General features: G+C 67.5%; 16 protein-coding genes. 9 read left to right on the forward strand and 7 right to left on the reverse strand.

The annotated features are described in order from the left end of the window. Positions 1 to 3 precede the first annotated feature (3 nt). Positions 4 to 393 (forward strand): hypothetical protein, encoded by a 390-nt coding sequence (locus LQ955_RS18600; RefSeq protein WP_231025965.1) that lies wholly within the window; start codon positions 4 to 6, stop codon positions 391 to 393. 27 nt (positions 394 to 420) lie between these two features. On the opposite strand, the gene aqpZ is transcribed toward LQ955_RS18600, so the two are convergent. Continuing rightward, a complete protein-coding gene (gene aqpZ / locus LQ955_RS18605; protein ID WP_231025966.1) occupies positions 421 to 1,218 on the reverse strand; it encodes an aquaporin Z in 798 nt (265 codons plus the stop codon). Between the two features lie 249 nt (positions 1,219 to 1,467). Between aqpZ and LQ955_RS18610 the strand changes: the two genes are divergently transcribed. From LQ955_RS18610 to LQ955_RS18640, 7 genes are all read left to right on the forward strand, one after another. Further along, positions 1,468 to 2,463 (forward strand): ABC transporter ATP-binding protein, encoded by a 996-nt coding sequence (locus LQ955_RS18610; RefSeq protein ID WP_231025967.1) that lies wholly within the window; start codon positions 1,468 to 1,470, stop codon positions 2,461 to 2,463. Then, a complete protein-coding gene (locus LQ955_RS18615) occupies positions 2,460 to 3,290 on the forward strand; it encodes an ABC transporter permease subunit (protein WP_231025968.1) in 831 nt (276 codons plus the stop codon). The genes LQ955_RS18610 and LQ955_RS18615 overlap by 4 nt, the downstream gene beginning before the upstream one ends. A 39-nt stretch (positions 3,291 to 3,329) precedes the next feature. Then, a complete protein-coding gene (locus LQ955_RS18620; protein WP_231025969.1) occupies positions 3,330 to 4,664 on the forward strand; it encodes a sensor histidine kinase in 1,335 nt (444 codons plus the stop codon). Continuing rightward, the gene (locus LQ955_RS18625; RefSeq protein ID WP_231025970.1) at positions 4,661 to 5,440 is read left to right on the forward strand and encodes a response regulator; all 780 of its coding nucleotides are present in this window, start codon (positions 4,661 to 4,663) and stop codon (positions 5,438 to 5,440) included. The genes LQ955_RS18620 and LQ955_RS18625 overlap by 4 nt, the downstream gene beginning before the upstream one ends. 79 nt (positions 5,441 to 5,519) lie before the next feature. Beyond that, complete coding sequence (locus LQ955_RS18630; protein WP_231025971.1) at positions 5,520 to 5,858, forward strand: hypothetical protein; 339 nt, start codon at positions 5,520 to 5,522, stop codon at positions 5,856 to 5,858. 38 nt (positions 5,859 to 5,896) lie between these two features. Next, on the forward strand, positions 5,897 to 6,853 hold the full coding sequence (pip, locus tag LQ955_RS18635) for a prolyl aminopeptidase (protein ID WP_231025972.1): 957 nt from the start codon (positions 5,897 to 5,899) through the stop codon (positions 6,851 to 6,853). Further along, on the forward strand, positions 6,850 to 8,034 hold the full coding sequence (locus tag LQ955_RS18640; RefSeq protein ID WP_231025973.1) for a carbohydrate kinase family protein: 1,185 nt from the start codon (positions 6,850 to 6,852) through the stop codon (positions 8,032 to 8,034). The genes pip and LQ955_RS18640 overlap by 4 nt, the downstream gene beginning before the upstream one ends. Before the next feature lie 117 nt (positions 8,035 to 8,151). Here the strand turns inward: LQ955_RS18640 and LQ955_RS18645 are convergent, their stop codons facing one another. Further along, a complete protein-coding gene (locus tag LQ955_RS18645; protein WP_231025974.1) occupies positions 8,152 to 9,714 on the reverse strand; it encodes a DHA2 family efflux MFS transporter permease subunit in 1,563 nt (520 codons plus the stop codon). An 80-nt stretch (positions 9,715 to 9,794) separates the two neighbouring features. Between LQ955_RS18645 and LQ955_RS18650 the strand changes: the two genes are divergently transcribed. Then, positions 9,795 to 10,400 (forward strand): TetR/AcrR family transcriptional regulator, encoded by a 606-nt coding sequence (locus tag LQ955_RS18650; RefSeq protein ID WP_231025975.1) that lies wholly within the window; start codon positions 9,795 to 9,797, stop codon positions 10,398 to 10,400. 18 nt (positions 10,401 to 10,418) lie between these two features. Here LQ955_RS18650 and LQ955_RS18655 read toward each other — a convergent pair whose 3' ends face one another. The 5 genes from LQ955_RS18655 to LQ955_RS18675 form a co-directional block, all read right to left on the reverse strand. After that, on the reverse strand, positions 10,419 to 11,966 hold the full coding sequence (locus LQ955_RS18655; protein WP_231025976.1) for a hypothetical protein: 1,548 nt from the start codon (positions 11,964 to 11,966) through the stop codon (positions 10,419 to 10,421). 63 nt (positions 11,967 to 12,029) lie between these two features. After that, the gene (locus tag LQ955_RS18660) at positions 12,030 to 12,815 is read right to left on the reverse strand and encodes a glucosamine-6-phosphate deaminase (protein WP_231025977.1); all 786 of its coding nucleotides are present in this window, start codon (positions 12,813 to 12,815) and stop codon (positions 12,030 to 12,032) included. 3 nt (positions 12,816 to 12,818) lie between these two features. After that, the gene (locus LQ955_RS18665; RefSeq protein ID WP_231025978.1) at positions 12,819 to 14,033 is read right to left on the reverse strand and encodes an ROK family protein; all 1,215 of its coding nucleotides are present in this window, start codon (positions 14,031 to 14,033) and stop codon (positions 12,819 to 12,821) included. Beyond that, the gene (locus LQ955_RS18670) at positions 14,030 to 15,700 is read right to left on the reverse strand and encodes a glycoside hydrolase family 3 N-terminal domain-containing protein (protein WP_231025979.1); all 1,671 of its coding nucleotides are present in this window, start codon (positions 15,698 to 15,700) and stop codon (positions 14,030 to 14,032) included. Before LQ955_RS18670 ends, LQ955_RS18665 begins: the two co-directional genes overlap by 4 nt. Continuing rightward, complete coding sequence (locus tag LQ955_RS18675) at positions 15,697 to 16,596, reverse strand: carbohydrate ABC transporter permease (RefSeq protein WP_390623500.1); 900 nt, start codon at positions 16,594 to 16,596, stop codon at positions 15,697 to 15,699. Before LQ955_RS18675 ends, LQ955_RS18670 begins: the two co-directional genes overlap by 4 nt. Between the last annotated feature and the right edge of the window lie 6 nt (positions 16,597 to 16,602).

Below are 16,602 nucleotides of genomic sequence, written 5' to 3' on the forward strand. Positions count from 1 at the left end.
ACTGTGCTCGAAGCGGCGGGTGCGACCGGTGCGGCGGGCGGGGGCGGCGGCGGTCTGTTTGGCACTGCGAGCGGCAGCGCGTCGAGCGCAGCGGATGCCGCGCTCGACGACGTGGAGTTCGGCCTCGACCGCCTGCTCGACGGGGTCGAGCGCTACATCGGCCTCACCGGTGCCGAGCGTGACCGCGAGAGGCTCACCGCCTCTAACCAGGCGACGGATGACCGGCTCGGGTTCTACCGCAAAGACCCTGCCGTGCGCGAGGCCGCCCAGAAGCGCCGCGAAGCCGAGCAGAAGCTGCGCGAGGCCCAGAAGCGCGAGCGCGAACTCATCGCCAAGGCCCGCGAGCGTGCCACCAAGCAGGCCGAGAAAGACGCCGCCCGCTCCCGCCCCTGACCATCGTGTGCCGCCTCGTCAGCCTCGTCAGTTTTTCGACGGCGCAGACGAAGACGAGACGTACTTCACGCCGTCGAAGAGGTACCGGTAGCTGAAGCCGGCGATCAGCGCGCCGACGATGGGGAAGACGATGAACACCCACAGTTGCGCGAGCCAGTCGCCGCCGCCGTAGATGGCCGTGGCGATCGAGCGAGCGGGGTTGATCGAGGCGTTGTCGACCGGAATCGAGATGAGCAGCAGCAGGGTCAGTGTGAAACCGATGGCAATGGGTGCGAATCCGGCGACCGCGTGCCGCGCATTCGTCACCCCGAGAATCACGTAGAGGAACACGGCGGTGATGATGATCTCGATGATGATCGCAGCGGCCAGGTTGAACCCGCCGGGGGAGTGCGAACCGTAGCCGTTCGACGCGAATCCGCCCTTGACCGCGGCGTCGAGAAAGCCTGCGGGGCCGCCCGAGGCGAGCCCGAAGATCGCCGAGGCGCCGACGATCGCACCGACGAGCTGCGCCACGATGTACATCGGTACGTCGCGCCAGGCGAACCGATCTGCGGCCGCCAGGCCGAGAGTGACGGCCGGGTTGAAGTGCCCGCCCGAGATCGGGCCGAATGCGTAAGCGCCGATCATCACGGTCAGCCCGAGTGCGATCGCCACACCCAGAAAGCCCACGCCGAGTGGGTTACCGGCGTCGGAACTGGGAAACGCGGCCGAGAACACGGCCGTGCCGACGAGCCCGAAGACGAGCAGGAACGTGCCTACAGTCTCGGCGATCAGCCGGGCGAGGGTCGACGGTTCGGCCGGCGCCGGTGCTTCTGGATACGACATGGTTCCCCCAGGGATGAGAAAAGCACCACAGCGAGGAGTGCTGCGGTGCACGGATGTTCGGAAGGATGATCACGTAGAACATACCGGAAACGTTCAGCCGGGCACCATCTGGTACCCGGGTATGACAGGGACTGTTACGCCGGGGCAAAGTGCACACCCTGGGGGGATGCCCGGGCATCCGTTGGTCTTCTAGGCTCGAACCATCGCGACAGACCCATCACGAATCGCAGACCACGAGGAGCATCGACAGTGATCGAAGCACACGGATTGACCAAGAGATACGGGCCCAAGACGGCCGTCGACGGGGTGAACTTCACTGTTCGCCCGGGGCTCGTCACCGGCTTTCTCGGCCCCAACGGCGCCGGCAAGTCGACCACGATGCGCATGATCGTGGGGCTCGACCGACCCACGTCGGGCAGCGTCACGGTCAACGGCAAGAACTACAAAGACAGCCACGCCCCGCTGCACGAGGTGGGCGTTCTGCTCGACGCGAAGGCCGTGCACTCCGGCCGTTCGGCCTACAACCACCTGCTCGGCCTCGGCGCGACGCACGGAATCGGCGCGAAGCGGGTCAAGGAGGTCATCGAGATGACCGGCCTCGAGTCGGTCGCCAAGAAGCGCGTCGGCGGATTCTCGCTCGGCATGGGGCAGCGCCTCGGAATCGCCGCAGCGATGCTCGGCGACCCGGGAACGCTGATTCTCGACGAGCCGGTCAACGGTCTCGACCCCGAGGGTGTGGTGTGGGTGCGCGAACTCGTGCGCTTCCTGGCCTCGGAGGGCCGAACCGTGCTGCTCTCGTCGCACCTGATGAGTGAGATGGCGATGACCGCCGATCACATCATCGTGCTCGGCAAGGGCCGCATTCTCGCCGACGCGCCCGTTGCAGAGATGGTGAGCGCGTCGACCGTCTCGTCGGTTCGTGCGGTGAGCCCGCAGGCTTCCGACATCGCTCGTCTGCTGGTGTCGCCCGACGTGACCATCACGAGTGTGGATGCTCAGACGCTGCAGATCGTCGGTCTCACCTCGGCGGCCGTCGGTGAAGCCGCGGCTTCGGCCGGAATCGTGCTGCACGAGCTCACCCCCATCAAGGGATCGCTCGAAGACGCCTACATGAACCTCACCGCCGATGCGGTCGAGTACCGCACGGGCGCCTACGACCCCACCCAGAGCGGCGGGGCGCCGATCGCCTCAGCGCCCGCCGCTGCATCCACCGCCCCCACTTCGACCTCGGAGGTCTCCCGATGACGACCATCGCTTCGGCCCCCGCGGGCCACATCCACCACGCCGCCCCGAATGTGCACCTCTCTGTCGCAGGAATTCTGCGTTCCGAGTGGATCAAGCTGCGCACGCTGCGCTCCACGCTCTGGGTGTACGCCATCATGATCGTCCTGCAGGTCGGCTTCGGCCTGCTCGTCGTCTCGATCAGCGTCGGCCAGGCCGGGTTCGAGCAGCGAGCGGAGGCTCGTGCAGGCTCAGACCTCGCCACCCTCGGCGCCGTCAGCGGAATCGGGTTCACCCAGCTCGTGGTCTCCGTGCTCGGGGTGCTGGTGATCGCCGGCGAGTACTCGACCGGGCAGATCCGTTCCAGTCTGGTCGCGGTTCCCAAGCGCCTGCCGGTGCTCTGGGCGAAGATCGTCGTGTTCGGCGTCGTGACCTTCGTGGTCTCGTTCGTGGGAATTCTGATCACCTACCTCGTCACCGCACCGATTCTGGCGGGTGCCGGAATCTCGTCGAGTCTCTTCGACGATGGCGTGTTTCTGACCCTCGTCGGTGCTGCGGGTTACCTCGCGTTGCTCGGAATTCTCGCGCTGGTCATCGGCGCCGTGCTGCGCAACACCGCGGGCGGCATCGCGACGGCGCTCGGGCTGCTGCTCGTGCTTCCGGTGGTGCTCACCCTGATTCCCGCCGACTGGGCGAACTCGCTCGCCGACTGGCTGCCGGGAACCGCCGGCCGCGACATCTACTCCTCGGGCGGTGTCTTCGAATGGTGGCAGGGCCTGCTGATTCTGGTGGGCTGGATCGTGGTCATCGGGGCGGCCGCCGCCACCCTGTTGCGCCGACGGGATGCCTAGCCTCGGCTGCGTTCGCACGAAGTGCGGCAAGCTGAGCCTATGACTGACGTACGCGGGGCGGCCGCGGCAGACGACGAACTCCGTCTGCCGCGGCCGCCCGGCGTTTTTCGGCTGTTCTTCGCGCGGCATCCGTGGTTCGTCGACGGCGCTCTCGTGGTACTGTTCGCGGCGCCGGTGGCGCTCTACTTCGTGCTGCGGTTGGCCGGCGTAGGGGCCGGTCCGTGGCCGGTGCCCGTCACGATCGTGGGGGTCGTGAGCGCTGCCGCAATCGCCGCGGCCATTCTCTTTCGACGGGCGCATCCGCTCGTGCTTGTCGGGGTGGTGACCGTCGCGTTCTTCGTGGTCTTCCCTTCCTTCGGCCCGGTCATCTTTCTGCCGGCGTTGTACGCCCCGTATGCGGTGGCGGTCTACCGATCGGTGCGACTGTCGTGGGTGTCGTTCGGCATCATGGTGGTCGCGCTCGCCATCGCGAGCCTCATCGCGTCTAACGGGGCCTGGGCGGATGCCCTCGGCATGTCGCTCTCGTTAGGGTTTCTCATTCTCATCGCCACCCTCATCGGCGTAAACGTGGGCAATCGTAAGCGCTACGTGGCGGCGCTGGTCGATCGAGCGGCCCAACTCGCGCGCGAACGCGATCAGCAGGCCCTGCTCGCAACCGTCTCGGAGCGAGCCCGCATCGCCCGCGAAATGCACGACATCGTAGCGCACAGCCTCACCGTGATGGTCGCGCTGGCCGACGGCGCCGAAATGACGGCCGAGCGCGACCCGGCGCGGGCTGCCGCCGCCATGCGGCAGGTCGGCGAGACAGGTCGCACCGCGCTGGCCGACATGCGGGTGGTGCTCGGGGTGCTCGCCGAGCCGGTGGATGCCTCGCGGGTGACCGGTGCGCCCGGTACCCCCCTAGCGCCTGGTGCCCCGCTGGCGCCGCTTCCCGGTGCGAACGAGCTCGGGTCGCTCATCCAGTCGTATCGCAACGCCGGCATGGTGGTGCACTTCACCGTCTCGGGGCTTCCGGCGGTCGATCCGTCGCGTCAGGTGGCGGTGTTCCGCGTCGTGCAGGAGTCGCTGACGAACAGCCTGCGTTATGCGCCGAACCCGAAGCACGTGACGGTCGTGCTCGAAGAAGCGGAATCAGGCGTGACGGTACGGGTGACCGACGTGGGCACGAGTGGCGGTGACGGCAGCAGGCCCTCCGGCCAGGGCCCGGCGCCGGCTGCTGCGGCGGCGATGGTGATGACCGGATCGGGCCGTGGCATCATCGGAATGCGCGAACGAGTCGCAGCATTCGGCGGCACTCTCGATGCTGGGCCGACCGCGAGCGGCGGCTGGCAGGTGCTCGCCCACATTCCGAACGAGAAAGCGGCTGACTCATGACCGACATCCGCATTCTGCTGGTCGATGACCAGACACTGTTGCGGGTGGGTTTTCGCATGGTGCTCGAAGCCGAGCCCGGCTTCATTGTGGTGGGCGAAGCGGCAGACGGGGCATCCGGTGTCGCTGCGGCCGCCGAGCTCGAACCCGACGTCATTCTGATGGATGTTCGCATGCCGGTCATGAACGGAATCGACGCCACGGCCGCAATCGTCGCTACAGGTTCGGCCAGCCGCGTGCTGATTCTCACCACCTTCGATCTCGACGAATACGCGTTCGCTGCTCTGCGCCGGGGCGCCAGCGGATTTCTGCTGAAAGATGCTCGCCCCGCCGAACTCGTGGCCGCTATTCGGGCGGTCGCTGCGGGCGACGCGGTGGTTTCGCCGCGGGTCACCAAGCAGCTTCTGCAGTTGTTCGGCTCGAAGCTGCCGGCCGACGCGGCCGACGCGGCCGACGCGGCCGACGCGGCCGACGCGGCCGACGCGGTCGGTGCGGTCGGCGTGGGTGGTGCGGATGTCGCGGGGGAGCCGTTCGGCGAGGGGGAGAGCCCCGGGCATCCGCTGCCCGCAGCGGGCGACGCACGCCTCGACGCCCTCACCGATCGTGAGCGGGAGGTGCTTACGGCCATCGCCGAAGGGCTCACGAACACCGAGATCGCCGAGCGGCTCGTGGTCTCGGAGTCGACCGTCAAGACTCACGTGGGGCGTGTGCTCGCAAAGCTCGGCGCGCGCGACCGGGTGCAGGCCGTCATCATCGCGTACGAGACGGGCGTTGCCTGAACCGTCTCATCGGTTATCAGGCTCGAGCAGTCTGCGCAACGCCCTTGAACGTCGGGCCGCAGGTGGGGAGGGTAGAGGTATGAAACGAATCTCGTACAGCGGTGGGTCGTTTCTCACCACCGACGGCGTGGCCGACGCGCTGCTGCAATTTGTCGCCGCTCTCGGATCGAGCCATCGAGCCGAGGCGATCGAGATTCCCGTGGTGCACGACGACGGCGAAGAAGACACCGTTCAGCTCGTCATCGGTCCGGCGAGCGAGCTGGTGAGCATCACCGAATCGACGGCGTTCAGCGACCCCGACTCACGCGACGCCATCGCCCGTCTGAACGCTCGCACAGATCTGCTTCGCGTGCCCCGCCCTGTGGCGACGAAAGACCCGGGCTCCGCGGCGGCCGACTTCGACTTCGACGACCTGTAGCGCGCGCCGCCCGCCGGCCTCGCCCGTAAGCTCGAGGAATGCGAACGCTGTATCCAGAGATCGAACCAGACGAGATCGGCTTTCTGCCGGTGGGTGACGGGCAAGAGCTGTACTGGGAGACGTCGGGCAACCCCGCCGGCAAACCGGTGGTGTTCTTGCACGGCGGCCCCGGTGCCGGAACGAATCCGGCGCATCGACGGCTTTTCGACCCCGCGAAATACCGAATCGTGCTGTTCGACCAGCGCGGCTGCGGCCTGAGCCTGCCGCACGTGAGCGAGTCGGCCGACCACCTCGCCGCCAACACCACGTGGCACCTGGTCAGCGACATCGAGAAACTGCGCGAGCACCTCGGCATCGAGCGCTGGCAGGTGTTCGGCGGATCGTGGGGCAGCGCCCTCGGCCTGGCCTACGCCGAGACGCACCCCGAGCGCGTGACCGAACTCGTGCTGCGCGGCATCTTCACGCTGCGCAAGCGCGAGCTCGACTGGTTCTACGAGGGCGGCGCGGCCGAGATCGTGCCCGAGCTGTGGCAGAAGTTTCTCGAGCCGGTCGAGCACGCAGAGCGGCACCACCTCATTCGCGCGTACCACTCGCTGCTGAGCAACCCTGACCCGAGCATCCACGGCCCGGCTGCTGTGGCGTGGTCGACCTGGGAGGCGTCGACCATCACGCTGCAACCGCGGGCCGATCTGATCGCGACGTTCGCCGAGCCGACGTATGCCCTGGCGTTCGCGCGCATCGAGAACCACTATTTCGTGAACGAGGGCTGGTTCGACGAGGGGCAGTTGATTGCCAATGCCGGGGTGTTGCACGACATTCCGGGGGCCATCGTTCAGGGCCGATACGACCTCTGCACGCCGGCCGTCACCGCGTATGACCTGCACCGCGCATGGCCGTCGGCGTCGTACACGGTGGTCGGCGATGCCGGGCATTCGTTCGACGAGCCCGGAATCCTCGACGCCCTCATCGAAGCGACCGACCGGTTCGCGGCGTGAGCGGCGGCGCCGGTGGTGTCGGCGGCGCCGGTGGTGTCGGCGGTGTTAGTGGCAGCGTCGGTGGCGCGGGAGCCGCCGATGGCGCCGAGGTCGGGCGCGCGGATGCCCGGGGTGACGCTCCGGGCCGCGTTGTCGTTGTGGGCGATGCCCTGATCGACGAGTTTCGCGACGTCGACGGCGGCGCCGATTTCGTGGGTGGCGCCGGGCTGAATGTGGCGGTGGGACTGCGGATGCTCGGGGTGCCGACGTCGCTCGTAGCGATGGTCGGTGCAGACCACGATGGCGACGTCATCAGGCAGTACCTCGCCCGGTACGACGTGGCGCTGCTCGAGACGGTGGGGGAGTCCGGCACCTCGCGGGCGGTCTCTGACCGCACCGATGGAGAGCCGCGGTACATCTTCAACGAGGCCGCTCAGCGGCGGAGCCTGTCGTTCGACACGGTGTCTCGCGCGGCGCTTGCCGAGGCGGCGCTCGTTGTCGTCAGCTGCTTTCCGTTCGACAATCAGCAGCAGGCCGACGCGCTGTTCGGTGCGGTGGGCGGTGGCGGCGGCGGTTGGGCCGATGGCGGGGCTGAGGCTGGCGGCGGGGCTGGAGACGTGGTCGGCGACGCGATCGGCGACGCAGCCGCGGCGGTGGCGGGGCCGGCCGCGCGGCGGCTCGTGCTCGACCCGAATCCGCGCGGCGGAATGCTGAGCGATCGTGACGAATTCGTGCGCAACTTCGAGCGGCTCGCCGCGACGAGCCTGGTGACGAAGATCGGCGACGAAGACTGCGAGCTGCTCTACGGTGAGCCTCTCGACACCGTTGTCGAGCGGCTGCTGCGCGGCGGAGCCACGAGCGTGCTGGCCACGGCGGGGCGGTCGGGAGCGGGCATCCGTACCGCCCGTGGACTGCGTGTCGACGTGCCGATCGCCGCACTGGATGGCCCCGTGATCGACACGATGGGTGCGGGGGACGCGACCCTGGCGTCGACCGCGGCCTCGCTTTTCGAACTCGCGGTCGGTGCTTCCGCGGCTGGCGGGGCCTTCGCCGTCGGTGCTTCCGCGGCAGGCCGGGCCTTCGCGGGCGAGGCACCCGCAGTGCCCGCCTCGGAGGAGTCGTGGCTTGAGCTGCTCGAACGCGCCATGCTCATCGCCGCCGCGACCTGCCGCTCGCGCGGTGCCCTGCTGCGCCTGCCCTGACTTCGTTCGCGTCTCAACGTGACGTCGAGGTTGCGCAGAAGCACCTTCCCGAGCGTCGAAAGGTGCTTCTGCGCAATACGGGGCGATGCGGCCAAGGCGAAGTCGCGGGGCAGAGCGTCAGGGGGTGGGTTCGCGTACCAGCGCGTCGGGCGTGACGTCGGCGCCAACGGAGAGGGTGGCGTCGGCGTGGGCCGCATCCGCGGCCACCCCATCGGCCGGCGCCGCATCCGCGGCCACCCCATAGGCCGGCGCCACATCAACGTGAACGGCCCGACCCGCGGGCAGCAGAAACGCGATGAGCGCGGCCACCGCCAGCGCGGCGGCGCCCACCATCACGGCGGGAATCGCCGCATCCACATAACCCGTCGGCGTGAGCTGGCCACCGTGGCCTGTGAACACCGCGGTGAGCACCGCGATGCCGAGCGCTACTCCGATCTCGCGCAGCGTCGAGTTGGTACCCGATGCCTTGGCCTGATCGGCAGGCGCCATGTTCACCAGCACGGCCGACGATACGGGCGCGAACACGAGGCCCATGCCGATTCCGGCGAGCAAGAAGGGCCCGAGCATCGCAAGATACGCCGTGTCGGGCGTCATCACCAGCGCCAGCCAGAACAGCCCGGCGGCCTGCAACGCCAGCCCCACGATGATGAGCAGCCGCGTGCCGACCCGCGGCGTGATGAATCCGGTCAGGGGTGCGACGATCAGCGGGGCCGCCGTCCACGGGGTTGTCATCAACCCGGCTTCGAGCGGGCTGTGGCCCTGAACGATCTGCAGGTACTGAATGAGAATGAACACCGACCCGAAGATGCCGAAGCTGAACGTGATGCCGATGATGTTCGCTACCGTGAAACTGCGGTCACGAAAGAGTCGAAGCGGTAGCAGGGGGGCGGATGTGCGCGATTCCCAGAAGACGAACGCCACGAGCAGCACCGCACCTGCCGTGAGCGACCCGACGACCTCGAAGCTCGACCAGCCCGCGTCGTTGCCACGGATGATGCCGTAGACCACCGCGAGAACACCGGTGCCGACAAGTACGAGGCCCAAGACATCTGCCCGAAGGCGCGCCCCGAAGGTGTTCGGCAGGGCGAGCAGAGCGAGCGGAATCGCCACGATGCCGACGGGTACGTTCAGCCAGAAGATGGCCTGCCAGTTGAAGCCCTCGATGACGGCGCCGCCGATGAGCGGGCCGAGCGCCACGCCGAGGCCGGAGACGCCGCCCCAGATTCCGATGGCGAGCGGCCGCATCTTGGTGCTGACCGAGCCGACCAGCAGCGTCAGCGAGAGCGGCATGAGTGCCGCTGCCCCGACGCCTTGAAAAGCGCGGCCGACGATGAGCATCCACGACTCAGTGCTGAGCGCCGAGAAGATGGAGGCGGCCGTGAACAGCGCAATGCCGAACACGAACACGTTGCGGCGACCCAGGCGGTCACCCACAGCGACCGCCATGAGCATGAATGTGGCGAAAGAGAGCGTGTACGCATTCACGAACCACTGCAGCTCGCTGATCGAGGCGTTCAGGTCGGTGCGGATGACCGGCAGGGCACTGGTCATGATGAGGTTGTCGAGCGTGGCCATGAACATGGGCAGTGAGGCGGCGAGAATCGCGAGCCAGATAGGGATGCGGCGGCGCGTTGCGGCCGCGGTCGGCGACGGAGGAGCCGTGGCGAGTGATGAAGTCATTGTCGTCTCGATTCAGAGAGGATGTGGGTAGTTATCGAACGATTACTTAGACTTTAGTTATCAGCTGATACCATGTCAATATGGCTTCCGAACTTCCCCAAACGCGTATGCGCAGCGACGAGCGACGCGAGCTGATTCTGCAAGCGGCGACCGATGTGTTCGGCAAGAGCGGGTACGTCGGAACGACGACGGCCGACGTGGCGAAGGCCGCGGGCGTGAGTCAGCCCTACGTCGTGCGTCTGTTCGGAACCAAGGAGCAGCTCTTTCTTGACGTGATCAACCGCGCTCTCGCGTTGCTGCTCGCCGGGTTTCAGAGCGCGCTCGACGACACCGAATCAGAGGTGCCGCTCGAGCGGCGCATGGGGCTGGCGTACATCAACCAGCTGAACCAGCACGGACTGCTGCTCTCGCTCATGCATGCTTTCGTACTGGGGCGCGAGCCTGTCATCGGTGCCGCCGCGCGGTACGGCTTCATGGCGGTGTACCGCTTTCTGCGCGACGACGCGGGGTTCGACGTCGATCAAGTGCAGCAGTTTCTCGCGTCGGGCATGCTGATCAATACGATGATCGGGCTCGACATGGCCGACGAGTTCGAGGGCGACCCCGACGTGCGCGAGATGATGGAGTGCGCGTTTCCTGAAAAGCTCGACATGGTGCGTAAGCTCTCGGCCGAGCAGTCGGCCTGACGCCGGCGCAGTACCCGATCATCCATTCGGCAGCAACGAGAGCAGTTGCGCTTCGCCGAGCGGATGATCGTAGAAGAAGATGCTCGCACCACCGACCTCGACCTCATCGCTCGGGGTGAGACGTGCCGTTGGCGCGGCAAGGGCGACCTGTTCGCTGGAGCCTGCCGCAACGACGATCACGCCGGGACTCGTCTGCGCCACGGCGGCGCGGGCGGGCGGGTAGCGGTCGAACTCGATGTCGGCTACGGCGATGGATCCGGCGCTTGCTGCTGCTATGCGATACGACAGCCAGTAGGTTGCCCACGCGCCGGAGACGTGCTCACTCGCGAGGTAGCTCGAAATCAGATCGGCATCGTGGCCGAAACGTGCCGCTGGCGCGATTCCCGGCGCCAGCGGCGACGCGACGAGCTGATTCGGGCTCAACTCCGAGACCGACAGGGTCTGAGCGAGAACGACGGAGGTAGCCGCGACCGCGGCCGCCACAACGATCGGGATCACGGCCGTTCGAAGCCGACGGCCCGCCACAGCGACCAGCGAGGCGGCGCCGTAGCTGAGGGCGGGCAGCAAGAATTCGTCATACCGGTCAGCACTGCGGTCGACCAGGTTGCCTGACGCGGTCAGCAGCAGCAGAAACAGTGCGGCGCCGGCCGAGAGGGCGAAGGCGGCCCCGCTTGTGTCGTGCAGCGTTCGCAGCAGTACTGCGAGGAGAAGCACGGCTGCGGCGGCGGTCACGACCTTGGCGGGCGCAGTCTGGCCGAAGGGCAGCCCTGCGGGCAGCATCTGAAGCAGGAGCATTCGAACGCGATCGCTGAGGCCCCAAAGCGCGACCGGCGCCGAGGGTGAGAGGAGGTGCGAGCCTGACGCGCCGCCCAGGGTCTGCACCGCGGTGGCAACGAGGAAGGGCGCCGCGCCGAGCAGTGCGGTGGCGCCTATCGTGAGCAGTTTGCGCAGGCGTGGCGCCCTGCGCAGGTGCACGCCGACCGCCGGAACGGCCAGTGCGAATCCCATCGGAGAACGCCAGAGCGCGACGCCGATGGCGAGCCCGATCAGCGCCGTGCGAGCCGGTGGCGGCAGTCGAGTGGCGAGCTGGTCGTCGACGGCCAGCCAGATGGCCGCGAGGGCGAACAGAAGGCTCGAGGCGTAGAAGCCTCCGTCGTCAACCGACTGCCGCAGCAGAAAGGCGCCCGGAAACAGAAAGACAGTGAGCGCGACAAAAGCGGGCCCGCGGCCGAGAGACACGACAGCGATGCGCCACAGCAGCAGAGCACTCGTCAGCGTCATTACGAGTGTCACCCCGAGCACGAACAGGGGAGTCGGAACAGAACTGGCCCACATCAGTGCGCCCGCCAGCGTAGAAATGAGGGTGCCACCGTAGGCCTGTCCCCAGAACAGCGCAGAGAACTCGCCGTGCGCCTGTCGCACCGCCATGAGGTAGACGACGGCTTTGTCGGCATCGAGAGTGAACGAGGGCGAGAAGATCAGCACGATACGCACGGCGGCGCCCAGCGCTAGCACGCCACCCACGACCCAGAGACCCTGCCGGCTAATAAACTGAAGAAACATCACCTTCTGATGATGTCAGATCGTTTTCTCCTCAGCTGGCAACCTGCTGGGTCGCTCTCCGGTTCGTCAGAGCTGCTGCCAGGCCGGGCGGTTCGCCCAGGCGTGCCGGTAGTAGTCGGCGTTCGCGAGGTCGGCGGCGGCGTCTTCGTCGACGAGCACAGTGGTGTGCGGGTGCAACTGGATGACCGACCCTGGCTGGCTCGCAGTGACAGGCCCTTCCACAGCGGCGGCGATCGCGGCGGACTTCGCGGCCCCGAATGCCAGCAGCACGAGGTGACGCGCGCGGCGGATGGTGCCGAGACCCTGCGTGATGCAGTGCATCGGTACGGCATCCAGGCTCTCGAAATAACGCGCGTTGTCGCGGCGGGTCTGCTCGGTGAGGGTCTTCACTCGGGTGAGTGACGCGAACGACGACCCGGGTTCGTTGAAGCCGACGTGCCCGTCGGTGCCGATGCCGAGAATCTGCAGGTCGACGCCGCGGGACTCGGTGATGGCGCGTTCGTAGGCGTCGCCGGCGGTATTGATGGTCTCGGGCGACCCGTCGGGAGTGCGGATGTTCGCGGCCGTCAGCCCCAGCGGCTCCACCACCTCGCGGGTGATGACGGCCCGGTAGCTTTCCGGGTGACCGGGCGGCAGGCCGAGGTACTCGTCGAGTGCAAAACCGCGTACTTCGCTCAGGTCGAGGGCTTCGGCACGCGCATGTTCGACAAGAGCGCTGTAGGTCGACAGGGGAGTCGACCCGGTAGCGAGACCGAGTACCGCATCGGGTTTTCGCGCGATGACTCGCACGATGGCGTCTGCGGCGAGACGGCCGGCCGCAGCGGCGTTTTCGACGATCACGATCTGTGCCATGGGTCAGGAGCTGCTTTCTGAGGCGTTGACGAGGTCGCCTGCGGGGTCGTGAAGAGGGACGGAGTCGGAGTCGGAATCGGTCTCCGTGGCGATCTCCGTGTCGGTTTCGGCGGTGATCTCACTGGCGATCTCCGTGTCGGTTTCGGCGGTGATCTCGCCGGCGACCTCCGTGTCGGTTTCGGCGGTCGCTGCGGCGGTCGTCAGCCCTACCAATGCCGCGCCGACGGCTGCCGCGGGAAACCCTTCGGGTAACAACTCGACGCGGCGTGCCAAGTCGAGCGAAGCGATGAAGGGCGAGGCCGCCGCCCAGTCGGAGAGAACCGCGCAGACGCGCGCGAGAAGGGGGCGCCCGAGATTGCTGAGGCCCCCGCCGATCACGACGGTGTCGACATCGACCGTCAGCACGAGAATGCGCACAGCCGACGCGATGCCCTCGATGAAGCGGTCGCGAAGATCGCTCGCGTACGGGTCGCCGGCGTCTGCCGCTGCGAACAACGATTGCGCCGGTTTCGGGTCGTCGGTCTGCCATTGGCGTGAGATGCCGGAGCCCGATGCCACGGTCTCGAGGCAGCCGCGTTGCCCGCACGGGCAGACGGCACCGGCTGGATCGAGAGGAATGTGGCCGATCTCGCCCGCCGCTCCCCACGATCCGCGCCAGAGTTCGCCGTCGAGCACGAGTCCGGCGGCAAGTCCCGTTCCGAGGTTGAGGTATGCCATCGAACGCGGACGAGCCGCCTCCGTAACGGCCGCGCCCTCAGCCGGCGCGCCCGCTATCGGTGCACCCGCAACCACAGCCCCGCCCGCAACTGCCGAGCCCCACGCCGGCGCGCCCGCCACCACGGCTTCTGCATCGTGCTCGAGCAAGAAGTACGCCCCGACCGCGGCGGCTTTCACATCGTTTTCGATGCGCACCCGGATGCCCAGCCGGGCTTCGAGAGCCGCGCCGAGGTCGAGCGTGTCAAAGCCGAGGTTGACCGCGTGCGACACATGACCCGAGATGCTGTCGACGGTGCCGGGAATGCCGATTCCGACGGATCGGGCGTCGCTGAGCCGAAGCCCCGTCGGCGCGAGCAGCTCGCCGATCGCGGTGACGACCGATTCCACCACCGCATCGGCGCCGAAGCCGGTGGCGACGCGGATGCGACGCGCCAGGGTTCCGTCGTCCGCGACGATCACGGCGTCGGTCTTGGTTCCGCCGATGTCGATTCCGATTCTCACAGCAGAAGCCTTTCGTGGTGCAGGCTCGTGGTCGCCGGCGGTGTATCGAGATTCGTGGGGTGAGAAGCGAGCGCGATGAGCAGCGCCTCGCCGACGAGCCGTGAGGCTCCGAACGTGGCGATGTCGGCGTACTGCCGCTCGGCGTCAGGCCAGCCCATGTCGACGACGAGTACGTCGTTCGAGCGGCGGAGTGTATCGACGAGTCGCCGTACCCAGCTCACTCGGTGGTTGTCGCGGCCGATGACCACGACGCGGTTGCGGGCGAAACGAGGGTCGTCGCCGAGTCGTTCGAGGTCGGCTGCAGACCGTTCGGTGACGGTGATCACGTCGGCGCCTCGCCACCAGCCGCTCGTCGCGGTCGACGTAGCGCTTGCCGCAGTCGACGTAACGCTCGACGCCTCGATCGCCGCGCTCGACGTGGCGCTCGTCGACTCGCTCGCCGACTCACTCGCTGGCTCGCCCGCCATCGTGCGATCGAGAGCGGCGAACGGCCCCCACGGCGCAGTGCCGACCGCCTCGTTGGCGGGTGCCTCGAGTCGCACCACGAGACCGGGGTCGCCTGCCGCGATCCACTGCCGTGCCCAGTCGGAGACGTCGAACGAGGCGGCCACTTCGCCGGCGGTCGGAATCGCCCCGGCGGACGGCATCGTGCCGGCACTCCTGTCGGTGCGGCTCGTGCTGGAGTCCAGCGTGCGCACAGACTGAGCGGCTGCACGCACGCGGCCCTCGGAGAGCCGGCCACCGGCGACGGCAGCCAAGACCACATCTTCGATGGTGGTGAGCTGGGCATCCGTGTTCTTGGTGCCGATGCAGAGCAGGTCGCAGCCCGCGCCGAGTGCCCGCGCGGCCGCCTCGGGAATGCCGATGGTTCCGCTGGCGCCGGCCATGTCGAGGGCGTCGCTGACAATGACTCCGGTGAAGCCGAGTTCGTGTCGCAGCAGGCCGAGCACCGCGCTCGACAGGGTTGCCGGATGCTCGGGGTCGAGCTGCGGCAGCAGAATGTGCGACGTCATGATGGTCTTCACGCCTGCCTCGATAGAGGCCACGAAAGGAACCAGTTCGCGCGAACGAAGGTGCTCGAGCGAAGCATCGACGACAGGCAGGGCTCGATGCGAATCGGTCGCGGTGTCGCCGTGACCGGGAAAGTGTTTGGCGCTCGCGGCGACACCCGTCGACTGCAGCCCACGAACCCAGGCCGCACTGTGTCGGGCGACGTGCTCGGCAGAGGCGCCGAAGCTGCGCACCCCGATCACGGGATTGTCGGGATTCGAATTGACGTCGACGTCGGGAGCGAAGTCGAGCGTCACGCCGGCCTCGGCCAGTGCGGCTCCGACCGCCGCCGCCACGGCCTCGGTGCGTGCCGGGTCGTCGATTCGCCCGAGCACGGCGTTGCCCGGGTACGGCGACCCGATGTCGTAGAAAAGGCGGGTGACGTCGCCGCCCTCTTCGTCGATAGCGATCACCGCGGCCGGATTGGCGGCGTGAATGTCGCCGGTCAGCTCGCGCAGCTGAGCGAGTGACTCGATGTTCTCGCCGAACAGACACACCCCGGCGAGGCCTGACGCGAGCCTGTCGCGCACCCAGTCGGGCAGTCTGCGGCCGTCGAATCCGGGCAGCAGGGTGCCGGCGACGGCAGTGCGCAGCCCGGTTCGGGATTCGTCGCTCATCCCTTCACCGCCCCGCTCATCAGCCCACTCGTCATGCGACCCTGAACGATCAAGAAGAACACGACCACCGGAATCGCCATGAGGGTCGACCCGGCCATGATGGCGGCCCAGTCGGTGGTGCCGTTCGCTTGCTGAAAGGTGCGCAACCACACGGGCAGCGTCTGCGATGCCGGCCGCGACATGACGACAAGGGCGAGTACGAACTCGTTCCAGGCTTGGATGAACCCGAACACGCCGGTGGCCACGAGGCCTGGGGCGAGCAGGGGGAAGGTGATCTTCCAGAACGCGCCGATGCGCGACAAGCCGTCGATCATCGCCGCCTCTTCGAGCTCGACCGGAACGCCGTTGACGAAGCCGCGCAGAGTCCAGATGGTGAAAGGCAGCACGGTCGCGACATAAACCAGCGTGAGCCCGGCGATCGTATTGAGCAGCGACCAGCTGTCGAGCACACGATAGGTCGAGACGATCATCGCTTCGGCCGGAATCATCTGGATGATCAAGATCGAGAGGATGAACGCCTTACGGCCCTTGAACCGGAACCGCGTGACGGCCAGCGACGCCAAGAAGGCGAACACCAGGGCGATGATCACCGTGAGAACCGTCACCGCGAGGGAGTTCGCCAGTGCCGGGAGAAACGGTGAGCGTGACGGCTCGAACAACACCGTGACGTAGTTGCCGAGCGTGAAGTCTTTCGGAAAGAAATTCGGCACGGGCGTGCGGATCTCGTTGTTCGGCTGCAGGGAGGTGTTGATCATCCAGTACACCGGAAAGACCGAACAGACGAAGATGACGACAGCAATCGCGCTGAACACGATGTTCGCCAGCCGGCGCTTCACACGCGGGCCGGAGACCTGGTAGCGGCGCACGCCGTTTCGGGCTGACGGCGGCACGATCATTGCAGA

Source organism: Subtercola endophyticus, from assembly GCF_021044565.1.
Classification (GTDB): Bacteria; Actinomycetota; Actinomycetes; order Actinomycetales; family Microbacteriaceae; genus Subtercola; species Subtercola endophyticus.